Origin of the sequence: Hyalangium sp., from assembly GCF_035629615.1 — a bacterium.
GTDB lineage: Bacteria > Myxococcota > Myxococcia > Myxococcales > Myxococcaceae > Hyalangium.
The window spans coordinates 1-11914 of record NZ_DASPHO010000325.1 but is presented as its reverse complement, the minus strand read 5'-3'; the positions used below and the strand labels follow the sequence as shown (position 1 = coordinate 11914).

Genomic DNA, 11914 nt, shown 5'->3' with positions numbered 1-11914 from the left:
AGTCCGCGCGCCGCCTCGAGCACCTCGGGGCCGTACGCACGAGCGAGCGCCTCGTCGGAGAGGAAGCGCATGTCCCCATCCAAGGGCTGGGTACGAGGCTCCTCGCTCTGCTCGCGCGCCAGCTTCCCGAAGGCGCCGAAGTCACCGGGCGGCAGCGCGTGGACCTGCTTCATCAGCGCCTCCGCCCGCGCGCGGACAGCGGCGACCTGGGAGGCGTCCCCCCGGGGCGCGGCCAGGAAGAGGTGCGAGAGGCGCACCTGGGCCGGCCGCGAGAAGCTCTCCCGCTCCTTCTTATAGGCCTCCGTCACCTCGGCCTCGGTGACGGTGAGGGGCGTCTGCTCCAGCTGCTGACGCGTGAGCCGGTTCACCAACGCCCGCTTGAAGCTGGCCAGCACCTCCGGATCATCCTGCAGCCCCCGGGCGAGGGCCTCGCGTGCCAAGAGCTCGAAGCGCACCACGCTCTCCACGTACTCGCGCCGGGCCTCCGGCGTCTGGTAGCGCTCGCGCAAGGCGGGGCTCATCTCCAGGAAGCGCTGCTCCAGGGCCTCGGCGGTGAGCATGTCCCCCTGCCAGCGCGCCACCGGGGTGCCGCCCTCCTGCCGGGTGTGGCGCGCGTCCACCACAGCGCGCCCCGGGACCGGAGGGCGCTCGCACGCCACGAGCGTCAGCGAGAGCAGAAGCAGAGAACGGAGGACAGAAGGCATGGAGGCGGGCGCTCGGGCTAGCACGGCGAGCGGGCCTGGACAACCGGAGCCAGCCGGCTTCAGGCGCGGGTCGCTTGCGCGGAGAGGAACGTCTCCACCAGCGGGAAGATTTCGTCCGGCGCACGGCGGCCGAGCACCAGATCCGCATGGCCGTAGTCCTCGGAGAAGCCGTGGGCCCGGCCCGCGACGACGAGCTTCACCGGCCCCCCGAGGTGCTCCTTCGCCCGCGCCACCGCCAGCGGAGGGGCCAGCAGATCCCGGCTGCCCGCCAGCAGCAGGAAGGGCATGCGCACCTCGGACAGCGGCACCTGGTAGTCGAAGCTCCCGTCATACGAGGTGAACGCGTGGGTGGTGATCCACCGGGCGAACTGCCGCACCACGCCCCCGGAGAGGTCCGCCGGAACGTTGGCCAGGGCCTTGCGCACCACCTCCGGATCCATGTTGTCGGCCAGCATCATGTATCGCGTCATCGGCCCCGGCGGCGCGCCGAAGACGGCGATGCCGGTGATGCGCCGGGTCGGAATGCTCTTCAGCCGAAGCAGCGGCTCGATGCGGCGCATGAAGATGCCCAGGCCCGGCTGCACCGCGAAGGTGAAGGGCGCGCCCAGGGTCGCCGCCGCGCGCACGGGCGCTTGCGGGTTGCGTGCCAGGTGGGCGTAGAGGGCGAGCCCACCCTTGGAGTGGCCTACCCAGAGCACTTGCTTCGCCCCGGTGGACACCACGGCGCGGATGGCGGCGCGCACGTCGTGCTCCGCCTGATCATCGAAGGTGTACTCCGCGGCCTGCCCCGCCAACCCCCGCCCGCGCAGCTCCAGCACCCACGCCTCGAAGCCCGCGCGCGCCAGGTACCGGGCCAGGCTGTAGCGCTCGTCAAAGTCCATGTGGAAGCGGTTGGCACCCAGCCCGTGGCAGAGGATGACGGGCTCGGCGTACCGGCGCTCCCCTCGGGCGTGGTAGCGCCCCAGCGCGATGCGCGCCCCGTCATCCGTGGGGACCCGGTACAGCTCGTCCGGCTTGAACGGCAGCGTCAGCAGTCCTTCGCCGCCGCGACTCACCGCCCGGGAGAAGAGATCCGCCATGCGGACCAGCCTCGGCGTCTGGGTTTGCCTCACACCGCCGATCCTACCGCCCTGGCACGTCGGGTTCTGTTGAAAAGTGAGCAACCATGTTGGACGGCAGGCCGGTTGCAGTACTCCTCCGCAGAAGAGGATTGGGAGGCCTGAGATGCAGCAGTGCGGCACGAATGAGGAAACGGCAGCACCGGTCACTGTCACCGTTTTACCCACAGATACCCTCCTGTGTGCCCTGAGGGTGATGGAGCGGCACCAGCTTCGCCTGCTCCCTGTCGTGGAGGAGACGGGGGCGCTCCTGGGGCTGATCAGCGAGACCCACATCCTCGAGGCCTGGGGGGAGGATCCGCTGCGGCTCGTCTCCGAGGTGATGGCCGAGTGTGGCCAGCCTGGAGGAGAGGAAGCGGAGGAGGCGCTGGGGTGGTGCCAGGCGGCCGGGCCGGGCTGGGGTGAGCAGGCCTACGGCAGTTGAGCGGCGCGCTCTTGCGGTACAGTCGCGCGCGTGTCGGACGCCTTGCGCGGTTGGACCGTCTACATGCTGCGTTGCCGGGATGGGACGCTGTACACCGGCGCCACCAATGACCTGGAGCGTCGGCTGGCCACGCACGGGCGGGGCAAGGGCGCCGCGTACACCCGGGCCCGCCTGCCGGTGACGCTGGTGTGGAGCGAGCCCGCCGAGGACCGGAGCGCCGCCCTGCGCCGGGAGGCTGCCCTCAAGCGCCTCTCTCGGGGAGAGAAGCTCCGCCTGATCGCACCCTCGAGACGCCGCCGCCGCCCCACTCCGCTCGCCTGAGGACGCTGCGGCCAGGGCCTCCCCCAGTTGCTGCTCGCCTGACACCCCTGCTTGGGGGCAGGTGCCGGTGTGGGAGCCAGCGACTAAGGTGGAGCCCCATCCAAGAGCCGTGGAGGGCCGGTCCATGTCTGTGTCTTGCTCACGCTGGGGTGTCGCGTCGCTGCTGCTCGTAGGAGCGCTGGGGGTGGGTTGCGGGCTGGGGGGGCCCAACAACTCACCGGTGGTCACCGAAGGCCCCGAGGTGTCGCTGAAGAACGTGGCCTCTGGCACCGAGGTGCAGATGCACCTGGTGGTGACGGACGAGGATGGGGACCCGCTGATCTACAAGTGGGTCCAGTCGCCGCCGGAGCCCGCGGGGACGTACAGCGACACCTCCGTCAAGGAGCCGAGCTGGATTGCGCCCGAGGTGACGGAGGCCAAGAGCTTCCTGCTCCAGGTGAACATCCGGGATGGGGAGGGCAGCTCCCTGGTGAGCTGGACGTCGATCCAGGTCCACCCGCGGTAGTCGCTCGAGCCAGAGCGGCGTCATCCCTCCGCGGGGGTAGGAGCGGGGGGTGGCGGGGTGGAAGCGGGAGGCGGCGGAGCGGACTGCTTCTTGGCGCGCGCCTGGACGTACACGGTGCCCAGCACGAGGAAGAGCACCACGCCGATGCCCGAGCCGATGAACTGGGCTCGGATGAGCTGCGTGGTGACGTCGTGCACCACCTGCGGCAGGTTGCACATCGTCTGCGAGGCCAGCGGGGTGGAGTTGTACCACTCCATGAAGCGGGGGGCCGTGAAGGTGGCCACCAGGTTGCCGAGGAAGGCGCCCGCGAGCATGAAGGTGAGCACCGTCTTGAGCTTGGCCATGGCAGGGGTACCTCGGAGGGGTGGCGGGTGAGCATCATTTATATGCGCTTGGGGCCGCCGCAAAGCCTGGACCGTGTTATCTGTGGCCCATCGTGCCGCTCCTGCCGCTCGCCGCCCTCTTCGGGCTCGTCACGCTCGTCTGCGCCGTCTTCCTGTTCCTCCACGCGTTCCGCCGCAGCGTGGGTACCGGGATGATGGTGCTGCTCATCCCCTTCTACATCCTCGTCTACGCGTTCAGTCAGTTCGAGCACCCGCGCAAGAACCTCATCCTCGCGGGCTTCTTCGGCTGCTCGGTGCTGGCGGCCGTGTTCCTGGGACTGGGCGCCCACGGCCTGTCCCGGCTGATGGTGGGCCTGCCGCCGGAGTACTGAGCTGGCTGCCTCCGCTCTTGGCCTGGAGGTGGTGAATTCTCGCGCCTGAGCTCGCTGGCGCGCGCTGCGCGAAGCACCCGGAGGCCGCCGCGGTGGCGCCCTGCGTCCGCTGCGGCACCTTCCTGTGTGGCGCCTGCACGGAGGTGGTGGGGGAGGCGGCTTACTGCGAGGATTGCCTCGCCTGGCTGCACAAGAACGGCCCTCCCTCCCGGGCGGTGCAAGGCCTCATCGCGGTGGGCATCGTCGGGATCCTCGGCACGCTGCTGTGCGGCCTGCTGGCGCCGGTGCTCAACCTCCTCGTGGCTGTACCGGGCCTGTGGCTGTCGACGCGCGAGCTGCGCCGCATCCAGCGAGGGGAAGGGCCCCTGCGCGGCGCGCTGCAGGCGAAGGTGGCCCGGGTGCTGGCCGGGTTGAACCTGGGCCTGGTGCTGCTGTGGGTGGCGATCATCGTCTACGTCTGGGTGGGGCGCAGAGGGTAGCGGGGTGAGCGCCCTCACACGCCGCGCGCGTTCGGGTCCCACACGTACTTGTGGAGCTGGAGCTGGAAGCGCACGGGCAGCCGATCCTCGATGATCCACTCGGACAGCTCTCGCGGGTGGAGCTTGCCGAACACGGTGGAGAACAGCAGCCCGAAGGGCTTCTGCAGCAAGCGGTGCTCGGTGATGAGCGCCCGGGCCCAGTCGTAGTCGGCCCTGTCGCCGATGACGAACTTCAGCTCGTCACGGGCGTTCATCGAGGTGAAGTTGCCCAAGTCATTGCGATCGCTCTCGCCCGAGGAGGGCGTCTTCATGTCGACGATCTTGTGGACGGCGGGGGGCACGAGCCGCACGTCGATGGCGCCGCTCGTCTCCAGCAGCACGGTGAGGCCCTCGGCGAGCAAGGCCTCCATGAGCGGGTACACGCCGGGCTGGAGCAGCGGCTCGCCGCCCGTCACCTCCACGAGCGGGGCCCGCAGGGCCTTCACCTGGGCCACCACCTCTGCGTTCTTCATGCGGCGGCCGCCCCGGAAGGCGAACTCGCTGTCGCAGTAGGTGCAGCGCAGGTGGCAGCCGGTGAGGCGCACGAAGGAGCACAGCAGGCCGGCGTGCGAGGACTCGCCCTGTACGGAGAGGTAGATCTCCTTCACCACCACCGAGTCAGCGGTGGGGGTGCGGCGGGGCTGGAGGTGAGGACGCGCGGCGAGCATGGGAGGGGCGGGGCCGCTTTAATCACAGCATCCGCCTCCCTCCAACGGGTCCCTGCACCGGGACGTTCCGCCTGCGCGCCGGGCGGGCGCTCCCCCTCTAGGGCCCCGAAGGACCCGCGCTCCCCTTCACCCTCTCTAGAAACGAGTCGATGAGGTGGCGCGCGATGCTCAGGCGCGGGGGAATGCGAGGGAGGGTGTCAGCGGTGAACCAGCCGGCCTCGGCGATCTCCTTGTCATCCACGCGCAGCTCACCGCCCGCGTACTCCGCGGTGAAGCCCACCATGAGCGAGCGCCCGAAGGGCCACGGCTGGCTGCCGAAGTAGCGCAGGTTCTTCAGCTCTACGCCCACCTCCTCCTTCACCTCGCGGTGCACCGTCTCCTCCAGGGACTCGCCCGGCTCCACGAAGCCGGCGAGCGTGCTGAAGAAGGCCTCCGGGAAGTTGGAGGAGCGCGCCAGCAGCATGCTGTCACCCCGGGTGACGAGGACGATGACGGCCGGGGCGATGCGCGGATAGAAGGGCGTGCGGCACGAGGGGCAGCGGCGCGCGCGCTCACCGGAGACCAGGTCCGTGGGCGTGCCACAGCGGCCGCAGAAGCGGTGGGTGATGTCCCACTCGGAGATGGCCAGCGCCCGGCCTGCCACCCCCAGCAGCACCTCGTCCACCTGCCGGAACAGGTTGCGTCCGCCCACCAGCTTCAAGCCCGCGGGCGGCTCCTGCTCCTTTGGCCAGGCGACAGCGTAGCAGTCCACCCCATCCAGGGCACCGATGAAGTGCCCCTCCGCGGCGAGCCCTGGCAAGGCGGCTCCCTTGGGGATGGAGACGGCGCCGTCGCGCTCCTCGATGAGAAGCTCCAGTCCGTGCGTGGCAAAGAGGAGGGCGTCCTCGCGGCCGCGGTCAGGGGGCTCATGGCCAGGGATGAAGCGGGAGGTGCTCACAGTACCCACCATACCGAGGACCCTGGCGGTTTGCAGGCCCTGGCTTCGGACCTGATAGATTGTTGATGAGCGGGCAGATTCGCCCACGCGGGGACGGGGCTGCGCGTCGCAGTCGGGCGCGTTATCACCGTTACCACCGGGGGTGGGTCGAGCCTGAGGCGGGCGACTCGGGGGGGCACACATGCAACGACTGGGGTGGATGCTGTGCGTGGTCCTGCTGTTGAGCGGAGCAGCGAGCGCGCAGTCCAAGCCTTCCTCCACGCCTCCCCCCAAACCTCCCACCCTGCCTCCCATTGTCCTGGGGCTCCACGCGGACATGAGTTCCGGCTCGGCCATGTCGGGAGAGGCCATCCGCCGGGGCGCGCTGCTCGCGCTCTCGGAGCTCAACGCCCAGGGCGGCCTGCTGGGAGGACGCAAGCTGCAGCTCGTGGTGAGAGACCACCACGGCGTGCCAGCCCGGGCCACGGATCAGCTCCAGGAGCTGGCGAGCACCCCCAACCTGGTGGCCGTCCTCACGGGCAACCACAGCGCGCCTTTCATCCAGAACTTCGGCTTCATCCTTGGGCACCAGCTCATCATCATGAGCCCGTGGGCAGCCTCCACGGAGTTGATCGACAACGGGCTGAAGCCCAACTACGTCTTCCGCGTGTCCGCGCGGGATGAGGCCGTGGGCCGGTTCCTGGTCCAGAAGGCCTTCGAGCGAGGCCACAAGAAGCTGGGCTTGCTGCTCGAGAAGACGGCGTGGGGCCGCAGCACGGAGAAGGCCCTCCGCGAGGCGCTGGCCAGCCACCAGCAGGCGGCGGTGGCCGTGGAGTGGTTCAACTGGGCCGAGGAGGACATGGAGCCCCAGCTCGCCGCGCTGGAGAGTGCGGGCGCCCAGGCCGTCCTCATCGCGGCCAACGCTCCGGAGGGAGCCCTCATCGTCAAGGCCATGGCGCGGCGGCCCCCGGACAAGCGGCTCCCGATCTACTCGCACTCGGGCATCACCGCGGGAAACCTCCCCCAGCTGGCAGGCCCGAGCCTTGCCCAGGTGGAGCTGCACGTCCTGCAGACCTTCTTCTTCGTCGGGACGCGCGACGCGCGCGCCCAGGCCTTCATTGCGCGCTACCACGAGACGTTCGGCACGAAGCGGGCCGAGGACATCTCCGCCCCCACGGGCACGACGCAGGCCTATGACGCCGTGTGGCTGCTGGCGCTCGCCATCGAGAAGGCCCAGACGACGGATCGCCCGAAGGTCCGTGACGCGCTGGAGCAGCTCGGCCCGCACCGGGGGCTGCTGCGCACCTACCGCCCGGCCTTCACGGCCTCCCGTCACGAGGCGCTGGATCTCTCCGACTACAAGCTGGCCACCTTCACCCCCGAGGGGGTCCTGGTGCCTTCGCAGCCATAGGGTGGTTCGTGCGCTTCTTCCGAAGCCTTCAGGGCAAGATCCTCCTCTTCTTCTTCCTCATCGATGTGGCCACCGTGGGCGCCCTCGTCGCCACCGTGTCCGGCAACGCCAGAGAGGCGCTGGAGCAGAAGATCGAGCAGCTGCTCCAGCTCAAGGCCAGCGAGGCCTCGAACGACATCGAGCGGGAGCTGGCCTTCAAGTGGTCCTTCATGCAGTCGCTTGCCTCCAACACGTTCCTGGTCAACAGCGTCATCGACCCGCAGGGACGCGGCGAGTACCTCGAGCCCTTCATGCAGAAGCTGCAGCTGCCGGGCCTGGGCGGGGAGAAGGCGGATCTGTGGCTGCTGGACTTCGCGGGGCGCGTCATCACTCGGAATGGGCTGCACCCCACGCACGCCGAGCACGAGAGCCACTTCGCGCAGGAGAGCTGGTGGTCCAAGGTCCGGGAGGGCAAGCCCTCCGTCATGGTCACTCAGCGGGGCGGGCACTCCCACCTGCTGCTCGCCTTTCCCGTCTTCTACCACCAGCACATTGAGGGCGCGGTGGTGGCCGAGTTCGACGTCGCCCTTCTGCGGGGAGCTGAGGCAGAGGGCGGCCTCGGGATGACCCTGCTGTCTGCCCAGGGGCCGCTCTTCGGGTTCCTCTCCGTGGACGCGCTGAGTCAGGTCCGGCAGCTGAACCCCGCGCCCGGACAGCACCCCACCTTCCTGCTGGGGGACACCTTCTATTGGGTCCAGCCGCTGGGGGGCTTCTCTCGCGAGCACGGGCTGGGCTGGTCCCTGGTGCTCTCCGAGCCTGCCGAGAAGCTCTTCCTCCCGCTGCGGGAGCTGCGCCAGCGCATGCTCGGCACGGGCGCCTTCATGGCAGTCGTGTTCGCGGTGCTGGTCGTCTGGGGCACCGGCAGCCTGCTGCGCCCGCTCGAGCGCATCGAGGGCACCATGCGGGGCATCGTCGACGGAGGAGACCTGGGCCAGCGCATCCGGCTCCAGTCCCGGGACGAGCTGGGCTCCATCGCCCGCACCTTCGATCAGATGCTCGAGCGGCTGGAGCACCGCACCTTGGAGCTGGAGCGCTCGCGAGACAAGGCCTCCCTGCTGGCACACATCACCTCCGCCTCCCCGAGCGCCATTGCCATGCTCGATCTGCAGGGGCAGGTGCGCGTCTGGAACCAGGCCGCCGAGAGCCTCTTCGGGTGGAGCCTGGAGCAGATCTCCGAGCGCCCCTTCCTGGCGAAGGTGGTGCCCGCGGCGGCCCAGGAGACCGTCTCCGCGCTCCTCACCCGTGCCGGTGGGGGAGGGTCCGCGGAGACCGAGGTCAGCCTGATGAGCCGGGAGACGGGGCCTGTCCTCGTGCAGCTCCAGGTGACGCGCATCGCTGACGCAGTGGGTCAGCCCCTGGGGCATGTCTTCATCATGCGCGATCAGCGCGAGGTGAAGCGCCTGCGCGAGTCTCTCGTGCAATCTGAGAAGATGGCGGCCATGGGCACGCTCGTCGCAGGGCTCTCGCACGAGCTCAACAACCCGCTGGGCATCATCATCGGCTTTGCGCAGGGGCTGGAGCGGCGGGGCACACTGGACGAGAGCACGCGCGGGGCGCTGGCCTCCATCGAGCGGCAGGCTCAGCGCTGCGCCCAGCTCGTCCGGGCCCTGCTGGACTTCTCGCGCAAGAAGATCCCCCTGCGCGAGCGCGTCGCCGTGTCCACCCTCTTCGAGCGGGTGGGGGCGCTGGTCGGAGGCCAGGCCCAGCGCGCGGACATCTCCTTCGAGGTCCTCTCCCCCTCCGCGGAGCTGCCCGAGCTGGAGGTCAGCGTGCAGGAGATCGAGTCCGCGCTGCTCAACCTCATCACCAACGCGCTGGATGCCACGCCGGGCGGCGGCGCCGTCACGGTGAGCGCCCAGCCGGCGGCCCAAGGCAACGGCGTGGAGCTGGTCGTGGCGGACACCGGCAGCGGCATGCCCGAGGAGGTGCTGCAGCGGGCCTTCGATCCTTTCTTCACCACGAAACCTGTCGGACAGGGGACAGGGCTCGGGTTGTCCATTACAAGGAACATCGTCGAGGCGCACGGAGGCGCCATCGACGTGAAGACGGCCCCGGGAATAGGAACCACGGTCCGGCTGTGGCTCCCGGTGGCAGGCGCGCCGCCCCAGGCGCACCGGATGGAGGCGACCGCATGGAAGTGAATCCAAGAGGCCATCCGCCGGAGGCTCCTGGGACGGGTCTGCTCGCCTCCAGGGAGGAGAGCTCCGCGGGAGGAGTGCCTACCTCCCGCGGCTCGCCCTCGTCCCTGCCCAAGCGCAGCGTGCAGGAGCTGACCCCCGGGGGCGGCATCTCCGTGCTGGTCATCGACGACGAGCCGGACATGCGGGAGATGCTGGTCTTCTCACTGCCTGCCAACGAGTTCGAGGTGGTGACGGCGGACGGGGGCCGGGCGGCGGTGACGTTGCTGGGCACGCGCCGCTTCGACGTGGCCATCACGGATCTGAAGATGCCCGGCATGAATGGCGTGGAGACCGTAGCGGCGCTGCGGGAGCTGGACCCGGACATGGAGATCATCGTCGCCACCGGCTACGCGAGCCTGGAGACGGCGCTGGCCTGCATGAAGCAGGGGGCCTACGACTACATCCGCAAGCCGTACGACATCGCCGAGCTGCGGCACCTCATCCTGCGCGCGGTGGAGAAGCGGCGCCTGCGCTCGCTCGTGCCGCTGTATGAGGTGAGCTGCGCCCTGCTCTCGCTGCGGACCCGGGCCGAGGTGCTCTCGCACCTGGGCGAGCTGACGCTGGATCTGGTGCCGCACCAGGCCTTCCGGCTGCTGCTGCCGGTGCGGGGCCAGAGCGAGCTGGATCTCTGCGCGTCCACGGATGGGCTGGAGGTGCCGGAGAGCGCGCTGAGGGAGCTGGCGAAGCGGACCCTCCAGAGCCAGGGGCCCGTGAGCGTGGTGCGCACGGCCCGGGACTGGCCCTTCTCGCCGGTGGATCGGCTGGGCTCGGCGCTGGCCTACTCGCTGCAAGTGGGCGACGCACCCGCCGGCTGCCTCATCCTGTTGCGAGGGGTGGGCCAGCCCGGGTTCTCGGTCTCGGAGCTGCAGCGGGGCAGCCTCTTCGCCGCGCAGCTCGCGCTGGCGCTGGAGACGGCGCGCCTCAATGGGGAGCTCGAGGGGCAGGTGAAGGATCTGGAGGCCACGCGCGAGGAGCTGGTGAAGGCCGAGAAGCTGGCCACCGTGGGCAAGCTGGCCGCCGGCATCACCCACGAGCTGAGCAACCCCCTGGCCTTCACCAAGGCGGGACTCCAGGCGCTGTCCTCCTACTCGCGGGACGTGAAGTCCCTGTGGAGGACGGCCCGCGAGGTGGCCGGGGAGCTCACTCAGCGGGGCGAGCCTCACCTGGCGGAGCTGGCTCAGAGGCTGCTCACCGCCGCCGGCCACGAGACGGAGGCGTCCATCCAGGACGTGGAGGACTCGGCGCTGGATGCCATGGACGGCATCCGCCGTGTGGAGTGGCTGCTCGAGGAGCTGCGCGCCCTGTCCGGCGGCAGCCCTGTCTCGCCGGCCGAGCGGGTGGACCTGGTGGAGCTGCTGGGCACGTATGCGCGTGGGAGGGGCCTGTGCCGGCCTCTCCTGCTGGAGGCGCCCGAGCCCGTCTTCACCCGGGTGGGGCTCGAGGATCTCGAGTCCAGCCTGAAGCGCATCTTCACCTTCGTGTGCGAGGCCACGTCGACGCCGGAGGGCCAGCCGCCCGTTCCGGTGAGGCTCCGCGCCGTCTACGAGGGAGGCCTTCCCGTCATCCAGCTGGAGGATCCCCAGCTCCAGCTGTCCGAGGCGCGACACGCGGAGATCTTCGATCCGCGCATCCAGGTCGACTCCCAGAGCGGGCACACGATGCGCCTCAACTTCGGGCTCGCGCTGGCCTGGAGGCTGCTGCGCCGCATGGGCGCCGATCTCACTGTCTCACCGGACACCTCGGGAGGCAGTATCTTCCGGCTGGTGCTCCCGGCGGCCGAGTAGGGGCCCACGCGCCATGCCTGGACAGATCCTCATCGTGGATGACGAGCGGGACATCCGCCAGCTCCTCCGGGAGATGTTGTCGCTCGAGGGGCACGAGGTGACCGAGGCAGTCAACGGCGCCGACGCCCTGGCCAAGCTGCGCGACGCCTCGTTCGACCTGGTCGTGACAGACGTGCGGATGCCGAGCCTGAGCGGCATGGAGCTGCTGCGCCGCGTGCGGGAGGTGTCGCCCTCCACCGAGGTCATCGTCGCCACCGCCTACGCCGAGCTGGACACGGCCATCGAGTGCATGCGGGCGGGCGCGTTCGATCTGCTGCGCAAGCCGTTCAACCTCCAGGAGCTGTTCACCTGCGTCTCCCGCGCGCTGGAGAAGCGCCGCTTCAATGTCTCCACGGAGCTGGTCCGGCTGAGCCAGGCCCTCTTCGAGCAGAACGCCATCGAGCAGCTGCCGCGCGCCATCGTGGAGAGCGTCCGCTCGTTCATGTCCGCGGACGCAGTGCTGCTGGCGCTGCCGGACACGGATGGCAGGCTCCAGGTGGCGCACGCCCTCGGGCTGGCGGGCGAGCAGGAGAGCGCGCTCAGCCTGGCGATCGGCGAGCGGATGGTGCGCA

14 protein-coding genes are annotated in these 11914 nt (G+C 69.9%); 9 read left to right on the top strand and 5 right to left on the bottom strand.

The genetic code is table 11. The annotated features are described in order from the left end of the window. Together VD972_RS16355 and VD972_RS16350 are read right to left on the bottom strand one after the other, a co-directional pair. A partial coding sequence (locus tag VD972_RS16355) for a peptidyl-prolyl cis-trans isomerase (RefSeq protein ID WP_324987981.1) occupies positions 1–704 on the bottom strand: 704 nt, incomplete at its 3' end. Between the two features lie 59 nt (positions 705–763). After that, on the bottom strand, positions 764–1783 hold the full coding sequence (locus VD972_RS16350) for an alpha/beta fold hydrolase (RefSeq protein WP_324987988.1): 1020 nt from the start codon (positions 1781–1783) through the stop codon (positions 764–766). A 145-nt stretch (positions 1784–1928) separates the two neighbouring features. Between VD972_RS16350 and VD972_RS16345 the strand changes: the two genes are divergently transcribed. From VD972_RS16345 to VD972_RS16335, 3 genes are all read left to right on the top strand, one after another. After that, the gene (locus VD972_RS16345; RefSeq protein ID WP_324987978.1) at positions 1929–2246 is read left to right on the top strand and encodes a CBS domain-containing protein; all 318 of its coding nucleotides are present in this window, start codon (positions 1929–1931) and stop codon (positions 2244–2246) included. Between the two features lie 63 nt (positions 2247–2309). Continuing rightward, positions 2310–2567, top strand: a complete 258-nt coding sequence (locus VD972_RS16340; RefSeq protein ID WP_324987985.1) for a GIY-YIG nuclease family protein — start codon at positions 2310–2312, stop codon at positions 2565–2567. Between the two features lie 124 nt (positions 2568–2691). Further along, positions 2692–3072, top strand: coding sequence for a hypothetical protein (locus tag VD972_RS16335; RefSeq protein ID WP_324987975.1), 381 nt, complete (start codon positions 2692–2694; stop codon positions 3070–3072). A gap of 20 nt (positions 3073–3092) precedes the next feature. Here the strand turns inward: VD972_RS16335 and VD972_RS16330 are convergent, their stop codons facing one another. Then, a complete protein-coding gene (locus tag VD972_RS16330) occupies positions 3093–3416 on the bottom strand; it encodes a hypothetical protein (RefSeq protein WP_324987971.1) in 324 nt (107 codons plus the stop codon). 92 nt (positions 3417–3508) lie between these two features. On the opposite strand from VD972_RS16330, the gene VD972_RS16325 reads away from it, so the two are divergent. Together VD972_RS16325 and VD972_RS16320 are read left to right on the top strand one after the other, a co-directional pair. Then, positions 3509–3787 (top strand): hypothetical protein, encoded by a 279-nt coding sequence (locus VD972_RS16325; protein ID WP_324987968.1) that lies wholly within the window; start codon positions 3509–3511, stop codon positions 3785–3787. Positions 3788–3879: 92 nt separating this feature from the next. Next, positions 3880–4266, top strand: coding sequence for a hypothetical protein (locus VD972_RS16320; protein ID WP_324987965.1), 387 nt, complete (start codon positions 3880–3882; stop codon positions 4264–4266). A gap of 14 nt (positions 4267–4280) precedes the next feature. On the opposite strand, the gene VD972_RS16315 is transcribed toward VD972_RS16320, so the two are convergent. Together VD972_RS16315 and nudC are read right to left on the bottom strand one after the other, a co-directional pair. Beyond that, positions 4281–4973 carry a radical SAM protein gene (locus VD972_RS16315; protein ID WP_324987962.1) on the bottom strand — a complete coding sequence of 231 codons (693 nt, stop codon included), beginning with the start codon at positions 4971–4973 and terminating at the stop codon, positions 4281–4283. Between the two features lie 97 nt (positions 4974–5070). Further along, on the bottom strand, positions 5071–5910 hold the full coding sequence (nudC, locus tag VD972_RS16310) for an NAD(+) diphosphatase (RefSeq protein WP_324987959.1): 840 nt from the start codon (positions 5908–5910) through the stop codon (positions 5071–5073). A 181-nt stretch (positions 5911–6091) separates the two neighbouring features. Here nudC and VD972_RS16305 point away from each other — a divergent pair, with 181 nt between their 5' ends. From VD972_RS16305 to VD972_RS16290, 4 genes are all read left to right on the top strand, one after another. After that, positions 6092–7300, top strand: coding sequence for an ABC transporter substrate-binding protein (locus tag VD972_RS16305; RefSeq protein WP_324987955.1), 1209 nt, complete (start codon positions 6092–6094; stop codon positions 7298–7300). 8 nt (positions 7301–7308) lie between these two features. Continuing rightward, entirely contained in the window at positions 7309–9480 is a 2172-nt protein-coding gene (locus VD972_RS16300; protein WP_324987952.1) for an ATP-binding protein, read from the top strand. A gap of 74 nt (positions 9481–9554) precedes the next feature. Then, complete coding sequence (locus tag VD972_RS16295) at positions 9555–11303, top strand: response regulator (RefSeq protein ID WP_324987949.1); 1749 nt, start codon at positions 9555–9557, stop codon at positions 11301–11303. A 13-nt stretch (positions 11304–11316) separates the two neighbouring features. Beyond that, on the top strand, positions 11317–11914 hold a 598-nt coding region (locus VD972_RS16290), incomplete at its 3' end, for a sigma-54-dependent transcriptional regulator (RefSeq protein ID WP_324987947.1).